Source organism: Pseudoxanthomonas sp. 97-1-1 (assembly GCF_057773125.1).
In genome coordinates, this window is record NZ_JBYMTJ010000001.1 from 415848 (window position 1) to 432848 (window position 17001).

The following is a 17001-nucleotide window of genomic DNA, read 5'->3' on the forward strand; positions in this document are numbered from 1 at the left end:
ACTATACCCCTGTAAGGACGGATGTGTATACAGTTGTATATTAATTTACGAGGCTATGATGCCCCCATCACTCCGCACGTCCGGCCTTCCCGCGTGACTTCATACCCGCAACCGCTGCCCCACGACGACAACGGCCCCGGCCGCAAGGCGTCGATCTCGCGCGAAGACCTGATGGCGGCCGCGCTGAAACTGGTGGGCCCGCATCGCAGCGTGTCCACGCTGAGCCTGCGCGAAGTGGCCCGCGAGGCCGGCATCGCCCCCAATAGCTTCTATCGCCAGTTCCGCGACATGGACGAGCTGGCCGTCGCGTTGATCGATCTGGCCGGCCGCTCGCTGCGCAAGATCATCGGCGAGGCGCGCCACCGCGCCTACAGCAGCGACCGCAGCGTGGTGCGCGGCTCGGTGGAGGCATTCATCGAACAGCTGCGCGCCGACGACAAGCTGCTGCACGTGCTGCTGCGCGAAGGCAACGTCGGTTCGGATGCGTTCAAGCACGCGGTGGAGCTCGAGCTGCAGTTCTTCGAAGAAGAGCTGTGCATGGACCTGGTGCGGCTGGCCACGCGCGACAACGCCCCGCTGTACGAACCTGCGCTGGTATCCAAGGCCATCACCCGGCTGGTGTTCGCGATGGGCGCCACGGCGATGGATCTGCCGCCGGAGAAGGATCAGGAACTGATCGAGCAACTGTCCGAGATGGTCCGCATGATCATCACCGGCTCGCGCGCACTGGCCTCCCGCGGGGGCGGCCAACGCTGACGGACCGGCAACGCGCCCGTCAGGGTTCGATGCTGATCGGCGTACCCACCGGCACGCGTTGCCAGATCGCTTCCATTTCCGCATTGGTCACGGCAATGCAGCCCTCCGTCCAGTCAGCGCGTGAACCCGGCGGGGTGGCGCCATGGATCATGATGTCGCCGCCCGGATCGACACCACGCGCAAGCGCCTGTCGACGGTCGGCCGCATCCGGATAGGAAATGCGCAACGACAGATGGAAGCGGCTGCGTCCGTTGCGGTAGGTGATGCGGTAATCGCCTTCCGGCGTGCGCTGGTCGCCCTGCTCGCGCTTGTGCCCCACCGGTGCGCCCCCCAGGGCGATGCGATACGTGGCGATGGTGCGCCCACCGCGCAACAGCGCCATGCGGCGCTGCGCCTTTTGGACACGGATCGCGTCGGCCTGCTGCGCAGCGGGCAGCAAGGGCGGCGGCCAATCCCCGTGTTCGCGCGCCTGCGACGACGGCCCCAACACAGCCAGCAACGCGAACATCCAGCGCCAGGCGCTCATGCCGGCAACGCCCGCGCCAGCAGGGGCGCTGCGTCCACCTCCGCCGGAAGCGTGCCGAACGCCAGGCCATGCTCCCCGCCCAACCGGCTGCGGATGAACAAGGTCGCGGCCGGACTGCCCGCGCGCAGCAGCACCGACGCCTGCAACGCAAGCGCCAGACGCTCCACCAGCAGGCGCGCACCGGCTTCGCGGGCGACGGCGAGGTCGACACGCAGGCGATCGACGAACGCATCGAACGTCGCATCGTGCCCGGAAGCGGCGGCCAGTTCGTCGCCCACCGCCTGCACGGTCTCGGGTTCGCGCGCGAGGGCGCGCAGTACGTCGAGGCACTGGATGTTGCCACTGCCTTCCCAGATCGAGTTCAACGGCGCCTGCCGGTACAGCCGCGGCAGGATCGATTCTTCCACGTAGCCGGCACCGCCCAGGCATTCCTGCGCCTCGTTGACGAACGCGGGCGCGCGCTTGCAGAGCCAGTATTTTCCGGCGGCCGTGGCAATGCGCGCGAAGGCGGCCTCGCGTGGATCGCGCGGCGCCGCATCCACCGCGCGTGCCACGCGGAGCGCGAAGGTGGTCGCCGCCTCGGACTCCAGCGCGAGGTCGGCCAGCACGTTGCGCATCAGGGCGTGTTCCACAAGCGGCTTGCCGAACGTGCGGCGATGGCGCGCATGATGCATTGCCTGCGCCAGCGCCATCCGCATCTCGGCGGATGACCCCAGCATGCAGTCGAGCCGGGTCAGCATCACCATCTCGATGATGGTGGCCACACCGCGTCCTTCGTCGCCGATACGCCATGCCCGCGCGCCCGTGAATTCCACTTCGCTCGACGCATTCGCCCAGTCGCCCAGCTTGTCCTTCAGCCGCACCAGCCGGAATGCGTTCTTCGCACCGTCTGCCCGTCGGCGCGGCATCAGGAAGCACGTCAGCCCGCCCGGTGCCTGTGCCAGCACCAGGAAGCCATCGCACATCGGCGCGGAGAAGAACCACTTGTGCCCGACCAGCGTGTAGGTGCCGTCGGCGTCCGGCGTGGCGGTGGTGGCGTTCGCCCGCACGTCGGAACCCCCTTGCTTTTCGGTCATGCCCATGCCCAGCGTGATGCCGGCCTTGCCGCCAATGGGCACGTCGCGCGGATCGTACTGCGGCGCGGCCGCCTTCGTCGCCCATTCGCGCAGCGCAGGCTCGCGCTGCAGGACGGGGACGGCCGCATGCGTCATCGTCAGGGGACAACTGGTGCCCGCTTCCGCCTGGTGATGCAGATAACTCAACGCAGCGCGCGCGACGTGCGCGCCGGGCAACGGTTCGTGCCACGACAGGCCGGCGACACCGTGCGTCTTCGCCGCCTCCATCAGCTGGTGATAGGCGGGGTGGAATTCCATCAGGTCGATGCGATGCCCGTGCTGGTCATGGGTGCGCAGGCGCGGCCGGTCCCGGTTCGCATCGAAGCCAAGACGGTAGAGCGCGTCGCCCGCCAGCGCGCCATAGGTCGCCAGCCGGGGGGCGAACGCGCCTGCGCCATCACGCATCACGCACTCGCGCAACACGATGTCGTCCGCCCACAGGTCGCGCGGCACGAACGGTGGCGGCTGGTTTTCCACGGAATGCGTTTCGAACGGAGGAAGTTCGCTCATCGTCGGTTCCCGTTGCACGCCCGGATTCTCGCGCAATTCAGCGCGGCGCGTGGATGCGTTGCGGGCCCTGCCACTGATTGCGATGTCCTAGACAGTGCGGGCGAGATCGCGAAGTGTCCCGAGGAACGCCTGCTTCAGCTCCAGCTTGCGGAAGAAGCCGTGCTGCGTGCCACTCAGCACCCGCAGCATGTGGCCGCGCCCACCCGGCAGCTGGCCCATCGGGAGGAACGCCAGATCGCGGGCATGCGCGATGAGGTCCCGGTCGGACTGGAAGATCGGGGTCAGCCAGCGGCTCCAGAACTGGTAGACGCCGACATGCGCCCGGCGTTCGCGCTGATATGCCTCCAGCGCCGCCGGGACATCGCCCTGCACGCGCAGTGCGTCGCGCAGGGCCATCGCGTCCATCAGCGCCATGTTGACGCCCTGGCCCAATTGCGGACTCATGCCATGCGCGGCGTCTCCGATCACGACGAGGCGGTCCCGGTACCACTGCCGCAGGGTCACGTCGCGATAACTGGCGCGTGCGAGTTGGCCGGCGTCCACGGTGTCGGCCAGGCAGGCGTCGGCCTCGGGCCACAGGCGTGCCACTTCCTCGCGCCATGCCGGCAGACCGCGCGCGCGCCAGGCATCGAAGTCGCTGACGGGCAGACTCCAGAAGAAGCTCAACCGCGGCGTTCCATCACCGGGCCGCGTGCCCACCGGCAGCAACCCGATCATCTTGCGTGCAGCCACGTAACGCTGGCGCAGCTCGTCGTTCCAGCGCCAGTCGCCCTGTGGGACCAGTCGCCACAACGCACCCCACGGATAGACGGCCTCGCGCTTCACGGCTCCGGTGGCCACGCGCAGTCGTGAAGCCGAACCGTCAGCGCTCACCACCAGGTCGAACGGGCCATGCCAGCGGCCATGCTGGTCGCGTACGCGACGCGTATCGTCACTGACGGCCTCGATGGCGTGACCACGATGGATCTCGCCCTGCCCCGCCCATGCCTCCGCCAGCAGCGTGAACAACGCTCCGCGCTGCATGCCCAGCCCGAACAAGTACGCGTCCAGTCCGGCATAGCGCATGTCCATCACCGCACGACCGCAGGGCGTTTCGCCATACAGGCGATTGACCCGTCGGCCATGCGCCAGCACATCGGGCAGCAGGCCCAGTTCCCACAGCACCTGCAGTCCGGTCGGTTGCAGCAGGAAGCCCGCGCCGACCGGCCCCGGTTGTTCCGCACGTTCGAAGACCTCCACGCGGTGGCCGTCGCGCGACAGCAGCAACGCCGCAGCCTGGCCAGCGGTGCCATAACCGACGATGGCGATGTGCAGGGAGTCCATCGGGTGCCGCGTTCCTTTCCTGCCGGACGTGCGATGCGCCGGAATGCAGGCGTTAAAAAACCCCGCCGGAGCGGGGTTCAAGAAAATCGTCTTGGATCAGGCTGCCGGCGTGATGTTGGACGCCTGTGCACCCTTCGGGCCCTGGGTCAGCTCGTAACTGACGCGCTGGCCTTCCTGCAGGCTGCGGAAGCCCTTGCTGTTGATGGCGGTGTGGTGCGCAAAGACATCGGCGCTGCCATCTTCTGGCGCGATGAATCCGAAGCCCTTGGCATCGTTGAACCATTTCACGGTACCGTACGGCATAGCGCTTGTATTTCCTTTTCTGGATGCGGGTGGAATGTGCGGCGATGACGCCGCACACGCCGAGTATGCAAAGCCCGGCGCGCGTTGACAATCACCTGCGTGCGAGCGCCGCCACCAGGGCCGGGATCCCGGCCGATGCAGCGGCCACGTTCGCCAGCACCTCGTCCATCGTGATTTCCTCGTCGGTGCCGCAACCCGCCGCCCAGTTGGCGACGATGGCCAGGCAGGCGTATTCCAGGCCCATTTCCCGCGCCAGACCGGCTTCGGGCATGCCCGTCATGCCAACCAGATCGCAGCCATCGCGGCGCATCCGGCGTATCTCGGCACGGGTCTCCAGACGCGGTCCCTGCGTGGCCCCGTAGCAGCCGCCATCCACCAGATCCACGCCGGCCTCGCGGGCCGCAGAGAGGATCTGCTGACGAAGTAAATGCGTGTACGGATCACCGAAGTCGACATGCAGCACCTCGCTGCCGGGCTCCTCGCAGATCGTCGAGATCCGGCCCCAGGTGTAATCGATCAGCTGGTCCGGGCACGCCAGTACACGCGGACCGCAGGCATCGGTGATGCCGCCGACGGTGTTCAACGCCAGCACCCGGGTGGCACCGAGGTCCTTCAGCACCTGCAGGTTGGCGCGATAGTTGACCAGGTGCGGCGGCACCGAATGGCCCTCGCCGTGGCGGGCGAGGAACGCCACGCGCCGCCCGTCCAGCGTGCCGATGCGGACAGGACCGGACGGCGCACCGAAGCGGGTGTGCAGCTCCTTCGTCTCCACGTCCTGCAGGTCGGCGAGCCTGTAGACGCCGGTACCGCCGATGACGGCAAGCGCGATGTCGGCCATGTTCAGTCCTTCAGCGCGTAGATGCCCGGCAGGTTGCGACCCTGCTCGTGGTAGTCCATGCCGAAACCGAACACATAGCGGTCCGCGACCTCCAGGCCCACATAGTCCGCGCAGATGCCCGGCACGCAACGATCATGCTGCTTGGTGGTCAGCGCGGCGATCCGCACGTCGGTGGCGCCCTGCTCCAGGCACCACTGCTTCACTGCCAGCAGCGTATGGCCTTCGTCGAGAATGTCGTCCACCAGCAGCACACGGCGACCGTAGAGCGCAGTCGCGGGGCGGTGCTTCCACACCAGCTCCCCGCCCGTGGTCTCGCCGCGATAGCGGGTGGCGTGCAGGTAGTCGAACTCCAGGTCCAACCCCAGCGCGCCCAGTTCCAGCGACAGCTGTCCGGCGAACGGAAGCGCGCCGTGCATGATGGTCAGGTAGACCGGCACCTCGCCCGCGTAGTCACGCGCGATCGGCGCGGCCATCGTGGCGATGGCGCGGTCTATCGTCGCGCGGTCGACCAGCAGGTCGGCATTGGCCAGCGCGTCGGCCAGCTTCGGCTTCGGATTGCCCAGCGATTCCATCATGCAACTCCCGTGAGACTGTCGAGCACGCGCGCCTGGGTGTCGCCATAGCGCGCATCGGCGATCAGGCCATCCCACCCCAGGGCGCCACGGCCCAGTACCCCGAGCACGGCGGCGGTATTCAGTGCGCGGCCTTCCACCGCCTTCAGCGACTCGTCCACCAGCTTGGGCGAACACACCAGCACCACGTCGCATCCGGCGTCCAGGTGGTCATGGATGCGCTGCTTCACGCCGCCTGCCGAGAATGCCGCGGCCATGCCGATGTCGTCCGAGAACACCACCCCGCGGAAACCCATCTCGTCGCGCAGGATCTTCTGGATCCAGAACGGCGAGTAGCCCGCCGGTTCCGGTGCCACCGCCGGATATTTCACGTGCCCCATCATCACCGCATCGGCCTTGGCCTCGATGCCGGCGACGAACGGAACCAGGTCCTCCGCGCGCAGTACGTCCAGGCTGCGCGGATCGACGGCGTCGTCGAAGTGGGTGTCTTCCAGCACCGTGCCGTGGCCGGGGAAGTGCTTCAGCGTGGCCGCCATGCCGGCCGCGTGCATGCCGCGGATGTACGCGCGGGTGAACTCGGCCACGATCTGCGGATCGGCGTCGAAGGCGCGATTGCCGATGGCGCGGTTGCCACGCGCAAGGTCCACCACCGGCGCAAAGCTCAGGTCCACGCCGCTGGCGAGGATCTCGCTGGCCATCAGCCACGCGTGTTCTTCGGCGCGCTGCAGGGCCAGCTGCGGCTCCCGCGCATAGAGCTTGCCGAAGCCTTCCAGCGCCGGCAGATCGCTGTAACCGTCGCGGAAGCGCTGCACGCGCCCGCCTTCCTGGTCCACGCAGACCAGCTGCGGACGGGGCGCGGCGGCGCGGATGGCCTGCGACAGTTCCGCCACCTGCGCACGCGAGGCGAAGTTGCGGGTGAACAGGATGACGCCTGCGACGGCGTCGTGTTGCAGCCAGTCGCGTTCCTGCGCGGTGAGTTCTGTGCCGGCGATGCCGATGACGAGCATGGGGTGTTCCTCAGGGAATATCGGTGGCGGCGCGTTCGTCGTCGGACCACTGTCCGTACGGACGCGACGCCAGGGCAAGATTGTAATAGCGGGCGGTGTCGGTGACCTGTTTGCCGGCCCAGGCAGGTTTCACGAAATCTTCATCGGCACGGTCAAATTCGATTTCCGCCACCACCAGCCCCGCGTTGGCGCCCACGAACTCGTCGACTTCCCACAGGTGGCCTTCGTGCCGCACGTAGTGCCGACGCTTGTCGATCACGCCGCCCACGCACAGCGCCAGCAACGCGCGGGCGTCGGCAACGGGGATGGCGTAGTCGAATTCCTGCCGGGTGGCGCCCAGCTCGCGCGATTTCAGGTTGAGGAAGGCGGCATCGCCCTGGATGCGCACGCGCACCGAGGCCTTCTGTTCACCGCGATCCATCGCCCCCATGTCGTTGATGTAGCCCTGCGCCATCGGCACGACCTCGTGCGCGGCATCGCGCCAGGCGTCGCCGATGACCAGGAATTTGCGTTCGATTTCGATGCCCATCGAGTGAAGCCCTGCGTTGTTGTAGGAGGGGCTTCAGCCCCGACCGCTTTTCCCGATCGTCCCGGTGTCGGGGCCGAAGCCCCTCCGGCAGGGATCACTTCCTTTCGAACAGCGCGATGCTCTCCACATGCGCCGTGTGCGGGAACATGTCCATCACGCCGGCCGACACCAGCGTGTAGCCCTGCTCGTTGACCAGGTAACCCGCGTCGCGTGCCAGCGAGCCGGGATGGCAGCTGACGTAGACGATGCGGTCGAACTGCCTGAGCGGCAATTGCTGCAGCACCTCGATGGCACCGGAACGCGGCGGATCGAGCAGCAGCTTGTCGAAGCCCTGGCGCATCCACGGCGTACCACGCTGGTCCTGGGTCAGGTCCGCCGCGTGGAAGTGCGCGTTGACCAGCCCGTTGCGGGCGGCATTGTCGCGCGCACGCACGACAAGACCCGCCTCGCCTTCCACGCCCACGGCCTCGCCCACCAGGCGTGCCATCGGCAGGGTGAAGTTGCCCAGCCCGCAGAACAGGTCGAGCACGCGGTCCTGCGGCTGCGGGTCGAGCAGTTCGAAAGTCCGCGCGATCATCTTCTCGTTGAGCGCCGCGTTGACCTGGATGAAGTCCAGCGGACGGAAGGCCAGCGACACGTCCCACGGCGCCAGCGCGAACGCCAGCTGCGGCGCCTCCGGCCACAGGGCATGCACGCTTTCCAGTCCGCCCGGTTGCAGGAAGATGGCGAGCCGGGTGGACTGGCCGAATGCGGTGAGCTTCCCGCGGTCGCCCTCGCTCAGGGGCAGCAGATGGCGGAACACCAGCGCGATGCCACTGAAGTCTGCATCGGCGTCGCCCGCGATGAACTCGATCTGCGGGATGTGCTCGCGCGCGCCGAGGCTTTCGACGAGCTCGGCCAGCGCGGTGATCTTCGTGCCGATCCCCGGGATGACGGTGTGGCATTCGGACAGGTCGGCGACGAAACGCGGATCCTGTTCGCGGAAACCGACCAGCGTCTTGTCCTTCTTGTTGACCCGGCGCACGGAGAAGCGGCCCTTGCGGCGGTATCCCCAGGCGGCACCGGTCAGCGGCGGCAGCACCGCCCGCGGCGTGACGTGGCCGATGCGCTCCAGGTTCTCCAGCAGCACGCGCTGCTTGGCCTCGATCTGCCGGGCCTCGTCCAGGTGCTGCAGCACGCAGCCGCCACAGGTGCCGAAATGCGGGCAACGCGGCGTGACGCGGTCGGGGGAAGCATCCAGCACCTCGAGCGCCTTCGCTTCGTCGAAATGGCGGTTCTTCGCCGTCTGTTCGGCCATCACCCGCTCGCCCGGCAATGCGCCGGAGACGAACACGGCCTTGCCGTCGCGGCGGGCGACGCCCCGCCCGTCGTGGGTCAGGTCGGTGATGGTGGCTTCGAAGGGGGTCTTGTCGATGCGGGGGGAGCGGGTACGTGCCACGTGGCGTCAGGCTGCGTGTGTTGGCGGGGCCGCATTGTCGCATGGGCGCCGCCCGCCCCCGCCGACGCTAAGATGGGACCAGTCCGCAGGATGCCCGACCATGACCCTCACCGACGGCACGATGCCGATGCTCCTGCTGGTGGAAGACGACCCCATCAGTGCCGAGTTCCTGTCGGCCGCCCTGTCCGCACTGCCTGCGCGCGTGCAGCGCGCGGCGGACTGCGCGCAGGCGCTGGCGTTTCCGCTCGCCTTCGACGTGTGGTTGATCGACGCCAACCTGCCCGACGGCACCGGGGCGGCGCTGCTGCAATGCCTGCGCGCGCGCCATCCGTCCACGCCCGCACTGGCGCATACGGCCGATGCGACACCCGCAACACGCGAACAGCTGGTCCAGGCTGGCTTCGCCGATGTGCTGGTCAAGCCACTCTCGGCACAGGCACTGCAACGCGCAGTGCGCGATGTGCTGGCAGGCGCCACCGGCCTCCCGTCGGCGCAGGCGCTTCCCGACTGGGACGAAGCTGCCGCACTCGCCGCACTCGCCGGCAATCGCGAACACGCGGCGCTGCTGCGGGAGTTGTTCCTGTCCGAGTTGCCCGTGGCAACCGCGGCCTGCCTGGAGGCGTTCACCCGTGCGGATGAAGCCGCGCTGCGCGCCCAGTTGCACCGGCTGCAGGCCAGCTGCGGCTTCGCAGGGGCCCGTGCGCTGGCCGGTGTCGCGGCCCGCTGGCATGCCGCGCCCACCGATGCGGGGTTGCGCGATGCCTTTGCCGAAGCGAGCAGACGCCTGCTGTCGCCGGCCGCCTGACGCCGTCAGTCCGTCGTGGCGCCGCGGTGTTTCAGGCGCCCCAGGTCACCGATCATTTCCCACGATTTCAGCCCCCTCGGGCCGAGGTGGTGCGCCAGCACCGAACGCATCGGCAAACGCAGGCTGACGAGATCGTCGGGCGAAGGCGTCGCATCCTTCGCCAAGGCGAGCAGCGCGCGACCGGTGGCCGCCTGGCTGCGCTCCCCGTGGCCGCGATCGCTGTGCAGGCGACGCGGGCCGTGCTCCGGATCCAGCAGGTAGCGCGCCGCCGGGTCCACCGGCTCGCCATCGCCATCCACATCGAGCGCGAAGCCGACGCCCAGCGCTTCCAGCAGGTCGCGCTCGAACCGGCGCAGCGACCACGCCAGTCCGTCACGCAACCGCAGTCGTTCGCGTGCCTGCGCATAGGCGTCGAAAAGCTCGGGCAGCGGATCGTGGCGCGGTACCAGCCGCAGCACGAGTTCACTGAGATAGAACGCGGCCAGCATGGCGTCGCCGGCGGGCTGCGGCGCCGCGTCCAGCGCCTCCGCGCTCACCAGCCGCGCCAGTTCGCCCCGCAGGTCGCAATCAAGCCGGATGCATTGCAGCGGCTGCAGCGCGGCGCGCAGGACATGCTTCTTCGGCCCCTGCACGCCCCGCGCGACCAGCCCCAGGCGTCCCTGTTCCCGGCCGAGGACTTCGACCAGCAGGCTGGTCTCGCGCCAGGGGCGCGCATGCAGGACGAAGGCGGTCTCGCCGGTGATGCGCATTCAGGCCCGCGCGGGCTCACTCATACCCGAAGGCCTTGAGTGCGGTCTCGTCGTCGGACCAGCCCTCGCGTACGCGCACCCAGGTTTCAAGGAACACCTTGCGGTCGAACAGATGCTCCATCTGCTGGCGCGACTTGCTGCCGATCTCCTTCAGCCGCGCGCCGCCCTTGCCGATCACGATGGCCTTCTGGCTCTCGCGCTCCACCCAGATCACCGCACCGATGCGGGCCAGCTCGCCTTTGGGCGAGTCTTCGGTGGTGAAGTTCTCGATTTCGACGGTGGTGGCGTACGGCAGTTCCGCACCGAGCTGACGCATCAGCTGTTCGCGCACCAGTTCGGCCGCGAGGAACCGCTCGCTGCGGTCGGTGATCTCGTCTTCGCCGAACATCGGCGGCTGCTCCGGCAGCAGCGCCAGGATGTCCTTCACCAACGCGTCCAGGCCATTGCGTTTCAGCGCGGACACCGGATGCACCGCGGCAAATTGCCGGTCCTGCGCGACCTCGGCGAGGAAGGGCAACATCGCCGCCTTTTCCTTGATCCGGTCGACCTTGTTGACCACCAGCACCACCGGAATCCCCGCATCGCGCAGCACGTTGTAGGCCAGCGTGTCTTCCTCGTCCCAGCGGCCCGCTTCGACCACCATCAAGGCCGCCTCGACCTCTTCCAGCGCGCCACGGGCAGCCCGGTTCATCACCCGGCTCATCGCCGAGGCGGAGAACTTGCCCTGCTGCTTGTGCAGGCCGGGGGTATCGACCAGCGCAATCTGGCCTGCGGGCCGGTCCTTGCCCGCCGCGAAGGTCGCGATGCCGAGCAGCCGGTGCCGCGTGGTCTGCGGACGGTTGGAGGTGATGCTGACCTTGGCACCGACCAGCGCATTGGTCAGCGTGGACTTGCCTACATTGGGACGACCGATGACGGCAACACTGCCGCTGCGGTAGGAGGAGGAATCGCTCACCGGGGGGTACTCACTTCGAAATGTCGAGCTTGTCGAGCAGCGCCGCCGCGGCGACCTGCTCGGCGTTGCGGCGCGAGGTGCCCTCGCCGTCCGCCGTCAGCGGCGGATCCAGCGTGGTGCAGCGCGCGAGGAAGAGTTTGGCGTGGTCATCGCCGCTTTCCGAGACCAGTTCGTAGACCGGCAGGGGACGCTGGCGCCCCTGCAGCCATTCCTGGAGGCGGGTCTTGGCATCCTTCTCCGGCCGCCCGACCGGCAGCGCGGCCAGCGACTCCTCGAACCATGGCAGCACCACGGCCCGGCACGCATCGAAACCGGCATCGAGATAGATGGCCGCCACGACCGCTTCCAGCGCATCGGCCAGGATGGAATCGCGACGATGGCCGCCGGACTTCATTTCGCCCGGCCCCATGGTCAGCCGCTCGCCCAGTTGCAGGTGCCGCGCGAGGGTGGCCAATGACGCCTCGCGCACCAGTTCGGCGCGTGCGCGGGTCAGCGCGCCTTCGTCGGCCTTGGGCCAGCGCAGGAACAGGGTTTCCGCCACCAGCAGGTTGACCACGCCGTCGCCCAGGAACTCCAGGCGCTCGTTGTGAGGAGCCCCCGCGCTGCGATGCGTCAGAGCCTGCGCAAGCAGGCCCTGGTCGGCGAACGCATGGCCGATGCGGTCAACCGCCAAATCCCTATTCCGCGCCGCGACGCGTCATCGCCTGCTCGGCGGCGAAGTTGCCGACCACATCGAGATTGCCCACCAGGGGGCGGCGCACTTCATAGGCGACCTTCATGTTCCAGCCGCCCTCCATGCGCTCGATCTTCACGTGCGAAGGCTTGATGTTGGTGGCGTAGTTGATGTCGAGGCGGCGGAAGAACAGTTCATGGATCCGGGCCGGATCCATGTCCGCCACGCCCGCCTCGTTGGCCAGCCCCTTCATCGAGGACTTGACCGCGTAGTACTCCTGGTACATCGGGAACAGTCGCATGGCGATGTAGGCGGCGAAGCCCACCACGGCCAGCACCATCAGAAAGCTCATCAATGTCATGCCGCTTTGCTTGCGCTTCATTGCCATTCCCCCGTGCTTCCCCGTTAGCGTTGAAAGATCACTCGATGCCGTTGCCGATACGCGAGGCATCGAAGCCATTCTTGCAGAACCAGCCCTCGCAGTTCAGCCAGACGAGGAAGGCCTTCCCGCGGAGGTTCTGTTCCGGCAGGAAATGGGTCTGCGTCCAGAACCGGCTGTCCTCGCTATTATCACGATTGTCGCCCATGACGAAATAATGCCCGGGCGGAACCACCCATTCGCCCTGCCCCTCCGGCCGTGCGCTGTCCAGCCATTCCAGCACCGTATGGGGCCGTCCCGGCAGTTTTTCCTTCAATAGTGCGGCCCCGGTCTCACCTGCACCGCTGCCCTTGCCCACGTAGTCGCCCAGCTTCTCGTAGGTCAACGGCTGACCGTTGATCGATACCGTGTCCCCGTGGAAGCCGATCTTGTCGCCCGGCAGGCCGATCACGCGCTTGATCCAGTTGTTCTTGGGGTCGTGGGGCGGCTTGAACACCACCACGTCGCCGCGCGCCGGCTCATCGATGGCCAGGAATTTCTGGTTGGTGATCGGCAGGCGCAGGCCGTAGGAGAACTTGTTGACCAGGATGAAATCGCCGATCAGCAGGTTCGGCATCATCGAACTGGACGGGATCTTGTAAGGCTCGGCGATGAAGCTGCGCAGTATCAGCACCACGGCCAGCACAGGGAAGAACGCGCGCGAGTAGTCCACCAGCACCGGCTCTTCGTCCAGCAATCCGCTCCGGGCGCGCCGGCGCTTGGCCAGGAACAGCTTGTCGGCCAGCCATACCAGGCCGGTCAGCAGCGTCAGTACCACGAGGATCGTTTCAAACCAGACCATACACACTCCGTTGAATGGCCCCTCTCCCACCGGGAAAGGGGTTGGGGTGAGGGTACGGCGAAGTCCGCGCGCTCCCGGCTTCGCGGACTTCGCCGTACCCTCATCCGGCGCTATGCGCCACCTTCTGCCGCAGGGAGAAGGAAAACGCTACTTGCTGTCCACCTGCAGCACGGCGAGGAAGGCTTCCTGCGGAATCTCCACGCGCCCCACCTGCTTCATCCGCTTCTTGCCCTCTTTCTGCTTCTCGAGGAGCTTCTTCTTGCGGGTGATGTCGCCACCATAGCATTTGGCCAGCACGTTCTTGCGCATGGCCTTGACCGTGCTGCGCGCGATGATCTGCGAGCCCACGGCGGCCTGAATGGCCACGTCGAACATCTGCCGCGGGATCAGCTCCTTCATCTTCTCGCACAGCTCGCGGCCGCGCCGGTCGGCATGGCTGCGGTGCACGATCAGGCTGAGCGCATCGACCTTGTCGCCGTTGATCAGCGTATCCAGACGCACGAACGGGCCGGGCTGGAAGCGCAGGAATGCATAATCCAGCGAGGCATAGCCTCGGCTCACCGATTTGAGCTTGTCGAAGAAATCCAGCACCACTTCGGCCATGGGCAGCTCGTAGCTGATCTGCACCTGGCTGGCCAGGTACTGGATGCCGATCTGCGCGCCGCGCTTTTCCTCGCACAGCTTGATGATGGCGCCGATGTAGGCTTCCGGGGTGAGGATGTTGGCGCGGATGATGGGCTCGCGCACCTCTTCGATCAGGTTGGACTGCGGCAGTTTGGCCGGATTGTCCAGCGAGAGCACCGTGCCATCGGTCCTGAGGACTTCATACACCACCGTCGGTGCGGTACTGATCAGGTCCAGGTCGTACTCGCGCTCCAGGCGCTCCTGCACGATTTCCATGTGCAGCATGCCGAGGAAGCCGCAGCGGAAGCCGAAGCCCATGGCCTCGGAGCTTTCCGGCTCGAAACGGAGCGCCGCGTCGTTGAGGCGCAGTTTCTCCAGCGCCTCGCGCAGCGCCGGATAGTCCTCGGCGTTGACCGGAAACAGGCCGGCGAACACGCGCGGCTGCATTTCCTGGAAGCCGGGCAGCGGGCCCGGGGCCGGGTCGGACGCGAGGGTCAGGGTGTCGCCGACCGGCGCGCCGTGCACGTCCTTGATGCTGGCGGTGATCCAGCCCACCTCTCCGGCGCCGAGCTTCTTCAGCTCCTTGCGCTTGGGGGTGAACACGCCGACCTTGTCCACTTCATGGGTGCGGCCGGTGGACATGACCAGGATCTTGCTCTTCGGCCCGATCTCGCCCTGCATCACGCGGACCAGCGAGACCACGCCCAGGTAGTTGTCGAACCACGAGTCGATGATCAGCGCCTGCAGCTTGTCGGTGTCGCGCGGCTTCGGCGGCGGGATGCGCTGGACGATGGCTTCCAGCACCAGGTCGACGTTGAGGCCGGTCTTGGCGCTGACCGGCACGGCGTCGTCGGCATCGATGCCGATGACGGCCTCGATTTCCCGCTTGGCGCGCTCGATGTCGGCCGTCGGCAGGTCGATCTTGTTGAGCACCGGCACCACTTCCAGGCCCTGCTCCACCGCGGTGTAGCAGTTGGCGACCGACTGGGCTTCCACGCCCTGGGCGGCGTCGACCACCAGCAGCGCGCCTTCGCAGGCCGCCAGGGAGCGGCTGACTTCGTAGCTGAAGTCGACGTGGCCGGGGGTGTCGATGAAGTTCAGCTGGTAGACCTGCCCGTCCTTGGCCTTGTACGGCAGGGACACGGACTGGGCCTTGATGGTGATGCCGCGCTCGCGCTCGATGGGATTGGAGTCGAGCACCTGCGCTTCCATCTCGCGGGCCTCGAGGCCGCCACAGAGCTGGATGATGCGGTCGGCCAGGGTCGATTTGCCGTGGTCGACGTGCGCGATGATCGAGAAGTTGCGGATGTTCCGCATGGAATCAGAAGACATGGGGAGTGCGCGGCGGCCTGTGCGGTCGTCAGGAATAACGGGACATTATCGCACGGACACTGCCCGGTCTCGCCGATCCGCATCCCGGCCCCGGGGAAACGCCGTCGCCCCGCAAAGGCGGGGCGACGGGGGGTCACCAGCGACGGCGAGCGTGGTTCAGCCTTTTTCCACCGTCACGGCGACGAAGCGGGTCACGCCGCGATGGCGCACCAGCAACATCACGGTGTCACCCGGCTTCGCAGCGGCCAGTTCCCGGTCCAGCGCCGCAGGGCTGTCGACCTTGGTGCGGCCTACCTGCAGGATCACCATGCCCGGTGCAAGGCCCGCCTCGCGGGCGGCAGCACTGTCCACGCGCGCCACCAGCACGCCGTCGCTGCCTTCGATACCCAGCTGCTTGCGGCTGTTCGCGTCCAGCGACTGGGTCTGGATGCCGAGCGCATTGCGTCCGGCCGGAGCTGCCGGCCTGTCGGGCGACGCCGGGGCGACACCCGCCCCCGCCTCGCCTTCGTCCAGCTCGCTGAGCGTCACGGTCAGATCACGCGGCTTCCCATCGCGCAGGACACCCAAGGTGACCTTGGTCCCGGGGGCCATCGCGCCGATGATCGGCGGCAGATCGCTCGAATCGTTGATCGCGCGGCCATTGACCGAACGGATGACATCTCCGGGACCGATGCCGGCCTTCGCCGCAGGGCTGCCACCCACCACGTCATTGACCAGCGCACCCCGGTTGTCGGGAAGCCCGAAGCCCTTCACGGCATCGGAAGTCACCGCGCCTACCTGCACGCCCAGCTGCCCGCGACTGACCTTGCCGGTGCTCTTGAGTTGCTCCACCGCGCCCATCGCCAGGTCGATCGGGATGGCGAAGCTGATACCCATGTAGCCACCGGACACCGAGAAGATCTGCGAGTTGATACCGACCACTTCACCGCGCGTATTGAGCAGCGGGCCGCCCGAGTTGCCCTGGTTGATCGCCACGTCGGTCTGGATGAAGGGCACGTAACGCTGCTCGGCCGACGCACTGCGACCCACGGCGCTGACGATGCCGGCGGTGACGGAGTGATCCAGCCCCAGCGGCGAACCGATCGCCACCACCCACTGGCCCGGCTTCAGCGTGGCCGAGTTGCCGATGCGCACGGTCGGCAGGCCCTTGGCCTCGACCTTCAGCAGTGCCACGTCGTATTGCTGGTCGCTGCCGACCACCTTGGCGGTCAGCTCGCGGCGGTCCGGCAGGGTGACCTTCACCTCGTCGGCGCCATCCACCACATGATGATTGGTCAGCACGTAGCCGTCGGCTGAAATGATGAAGCCCGATCCCATCGAGGTACCGCGCCGTTGCGGCCCCTGCTGGCCCGGGCCCGGCATCGGGAAGCCCGGCGGCAGCATGCGCCGGAAGATTTCGGGTATCTCGGCCTCTTCGGCCTGCGCACTGCGGCGCGACCCCACCGTCGCCTCCACGTTCACCACGCCCGGCCCCACCTGCTCCACCAGTTGGGTGAAGTCGGGAAGGCCGGTCACCAGTTGCGGGGCTGCCGACTGCGCAACGACAGGCGCCGTCGCCGCCGTGGGCACAGGCGCCTCAGGCTGCTGCGCGCAAGCGGCGAGCGGGGTGGTGAGCATCAGCACGGCCAACAGGCCGGAACGGGCGTGAGGAGTCATCGAACGCATGCCTCGATCAGGAATAAGGTAGGGATTTCATCTCGCCTCCGGCCGACGACCGGAAGCCGGG

Annotated in this window: 18 protein-coding genes; 2 read left to right on the forward strand and 16 right to left on the reverse strand. The window is 67.5% G+C overall.

All coding sequences use genetic code 11. The features are described from left to right. Positions 1–114: 114 nt before the first annotated feature. The gene (gene fabR, locus AC3DET_RS01905) at positions 115–756 is read left to right on the forward strand and encodes an HTH-type transcriptional repressor FabR (RefSeq protein WP_225590959.1); all 642 of its coding nucleotides are present in this window, start codon (positions 115–117) and stop codon (positions 754–756) included. A gap of 19 nt (positions 757–775) precedes the next feature. On the opposite strand, the gene AC3DET_RS01910 is transcribed toward fabR, so the two are convergent. From AC3DET_RS01910 to rlmD, 9 genes are all read right to left on the reverse strand, one after another. Continuing rightward, a complete protein-coding gene (locus AC3DET_RS01910; RefSeq protein ID WP_488390552.1) occupies positions 776–1282 on the reverse strand; it encodes a L,D-transpeptidase family protein in 507 nt (168 codons plus the stop codon). After that, the gene (locus AC3DET_RS01915) at positions 1279–2907 is read right to left on the reverse strand and encodes an acyl-CoA dehydrogenase family protein (RefSeq protein WP_488390553.1); all 1629 of its coding nucleotides are present in this window, start codon (positions 2905–2907) and stop codon (positions 1279–1281) included. Before AC3DET_RS01915 ends, AC3DET_RS01910 begins: the two co-directional genes overlap by 4 nt. Before the next feature lie 87 nt (positions 2908–2994). Continuing rightward, the gene (locus AC3DET_RS01920; RefSeq protein ID WP_488390554.1) at positions 2995–4230 is read right to left on the reverse strand and encodes an FAD-dependent oxidoreductase; all 1236 of its coding nucleotides are present in this window, start codon (positions 4228–4230) and stop codon (positions 2995–2997) included. Between the two features lie 96 nt (positions 4231–4326). After that, the gene (locus tag AC3DET_RS01925) at positions 4327–4533 is read right to left on the reverse strand and encodes a cold-shock protein (protein ID WP_055942196.1); all 207 of its coding nucleotides are present in this window, start codon (positions 4531–4533) and stop codon (positions 4327–4329) included. Between the two features lie 91 nt (positions 4534–4624). Continuing rightward, positions 4625–5371, reverse strand: coding sequence for an S-methyl-5'-thioinosine phosphorylase (locus AC3DET_RS01930; RefSeq protein WP_192200838.1), 747 nt, complete (start codon positions 5369–5371; stop codon positions 4625–4627). 2 nt (positions 5372–5373) lie between these two features. After that, complete coding sequence (locus AC3DET_RS01935) at positions 5374–5943, reverse strand: hypoxanthine-guanine phosphoribosyltransferase (protein WP_192201277.1); 570 nt, start codon at positions 5941–5943, stop codon at positions 5374–5376. Then, positions 5943–6950 carry a beta-N-acetylhexosaminidase gene (gene nagZ, locus AC3DET_RS01940; RefSeq protein WP_446537337.1) on the reverse strand — a complete coding sequence of 336 codons (1008 nt, stop codon included), beginning with the start codon at positions 6948–6950 and terminating at the stop codon, positions 5943–5945. Before nagZ ends, AC3DET_RS01935 begins: the two co-directional genes overlap by 1 nt. A gap of 10 nt (positions 6951–6960) precedes the next feature. After that, positions 6961–7479: a CYTH domain-containing protein gene (locus AC3DET_RS01945; protein WP_488390555.1), complete on the reverse strand. Its 519-nt coding sequence runs from the start codon at positions 7477–7479 to the stop codon at positions 6961–6963. Positions 7480–7573: 94 nt separating this feature from the next. Beyond that, entirely contained in the window at positions 7574–8917 is a 1344-nt protein-coding gene (gene rlmD / locus AC3DET_RS01950; protein ID WP_488390556.1) for a 23S rRNA (uracil(1939)-C(5))-methyltransferase RlmD, read from the reverse strand. Positions 8918–9017: 100 nt separating this feature from the next. Between rlmD and AC3DET_RS01955 the strand changes: the two genes are divergently transcribed. Then, the gene (locus AC3DET_RS01955; RefSeq protein WP_488390557.1) at positions 9018–9722 is read left to right on the forward strand and encodes a response regulator; all 705 of its coding nucleotides are present in this window, start codon (positions 9018–9020) and stop codon (positions 9720–9722) included. Between the two features lie 5 nt (positions 9723–9727). Here the strand turns inward: AC3DET_RS01955 and recO are convergent, their stop codons facing one another. The 7 genes from recO to AC3DET_RS01990 all read right to left on the reverse strand — a co-directional run bounded on the left by recO (position 9728) and on the right by AC3DET_RS01990 (position 16931). Continuing rightward, positions 9728–10471, reverse strand: coding sequence for a DNA repair protein RecO (gene recO, locus AC3DET_RS01960; RefSeq protein WP_337730100.1), 744 nt, complete (start codon positions 10469–10471; stop codon positions 9728–9730). 16 nt (positions 10472–10487) lie between these two features. Further along, positions 10488–11426 carry a GTPase Era gene (era, locus tag AC3DET_RS01965; RefSeq protein WP_488390558.1) on the reverse strand — a complete coding sequence of 313 codons (939 nt, stop codon included), beginning with the start codon at positions 11424–11426 and terminating at the stop codon, positions 10488–10490. A gap of 10 nt (positions 11427–11436) precedes the next feature. Further along, positions 11437–12099: a ribonuclease III gene (rnc, locus tag AC3DET_RS01970; protein ID WP_192200831.1), complete on the reverse strand. Its 663-nt coding sequence runs from the start codon at positions 12097–12099 to the stop codon at positions 11437–11439. A 4-nt stretch (positions 12100–12103) separates the two neighbouring features. Continuing rightward, entirely contained in the window at positions 12104–12481 is a 378-nt protein-coding gene (locus AC3DET_RS01975; protein WP_142125079.1) for a DUF4845 domain-containing protein, read from the reverse strand. A gap of 37 nt (positions 12482–12518) precedes the next feature. Next, positions 12519–13319 (reverse strand): signal peptidase I, encoded by an 801-nt coding sequence (lepB, locus tag AC3DET_RS01980; protein ID WP_337730102.1) that lies wholly within the window; start codon positions 13317–13319, stop codon positions 12519–12521. A 147-nt stretch (positions 13320–13466) separates the two neighbouring features. Continuing rightward, complete coding sequence (gene lepA / locus AC3DET_RS01985; RefSeq protein WP_185742119.1) at positions 13467–15260, reverse strand: translation elongation factor 4; 1794 nt, start codon at positions 15258–15260, stop codon at positions 13467–13469. Positions 15261–15431: 171 nt separating this feature from the next. Next, positions 15432–16931 (reverse strand): Do family serine endopeptidase, encoded by a 1500-nt coding sequence (locus AC3DET_RS01990; RefSeq protein ID WP_446537344.1) that lies wholly within the window; start codon positions 16929–16931, stop codon positions 15432–15434. Between the last annotated feature and the right edge of the window lie 70 nt (positions 16932–17001).

What these genes read in the sequence shown, in the direction of transcription:
- AC3DET_RS01910 (WP_488390552.1), bottom strand. Translation starts at nt 1,282, where the DNA reads ATGAGCGCCTGGCGCTGGATGTTCGCGTTGCTGGCTGTGTTGGGGCCG.
- AC3DET_RS01915 (WP_488390553.1), bottom strand. Translation starts at nt 2,907, where the DNA reads ATGAGCGAACTTCCTCCGTTCGAAACGCATTCCGTGGAAAACCAGCCG.
- AC3DET_RS01920 (WP_488390554.1), bottom strand. Translation starts at nt 4,230, where the DNA reads ATGGACTCCCTGCACATCGCCATCGTCGGTTATGGCACCGCTGGCCAG.
- AC3DET_RS01925 (WP_055942196.1), bottom strand. Translation starts at nt 4,533, where the DNA reads ATGCCGTACGGTACCGTGAAATGGTTCAACGATGCCAAGGGCTTCGGA.
- AC3DET_RS01930 (WP_192200838.1), bottom strand. Translation starts at nt 5,371, where the DNA reads ATGGCCGACATCGCGCTTGCCGTCATCGGCGGTACCGGCGTCTACAGG.
- AC3DET_RS01935 (WP_192201277.1), bottom strand. Translation starts at nt 5,943, where the DNA reads ATGGAATCGCTGGGCAATCCGAAGCCGAAGCTGGCCGACGCGCTGGCC.
- nagZ (WP_446537337.1), bottom strand. Translation starts at nt 6,950, where the DNA reads ATGCTCGTCATCGGCATCGCCGGCACAGAACTCACCGCGCAGGAACGC.
- AC3DET_RS01945 (WP_488390555.1), bottom strand. Translation starts at nt 7,479, where the DNA reads ATGGGCATCGAAATCGAACGCAAATTCCTGGTCATCGGCGACGCCTGG.
- AC3DET_RS01955 (WP_488390557.1), top strand. Translation starts at nt 9,018, where the DNA reads ATGACCCTCACCGACGGCACGATGCCGATGCTCCTGCTGGTGGAAGAC.
- recO (WP_337730100.1), bottom strand. Translation starts at nt 10,471, where the DNA reads ATGCGCATCACCGGCGAGACCGCCTTCGTCCTGCATGCGCGCCCCTGG.
- AC3DET_RS01975 (WP_142125079.1), bottom strand. Translation starts at nt 12,481, where the DNA reads ATGAAGCGCAAGCAAAGCGGCATGACATTGATGAGCTTTCTGATGGTG.
- lepB (WP_337730102.1), bottom strand. Translation starts at nt 13,319, where the DNA reads ATGGTCTGGTTTGAAACGATCCTCGTGGTACTGACGCTGCTGACCGGC.
- lepA (WP_185742119.1), bottom strand. Translation starts at nt 15,260, where the DNA reads ATGCGGAACATCCGCAACTTCTCGATCATCGCGCACGTCGACCACGGC.
- AC3DET_RS01990 (WP_446537344.1), bottom strand. Translation starts at nt 16,931, where the DNA reads ATGACTCCTCACGCCCGTTCCGGCCTGTTGGCCGTGCTGATGCTCACC.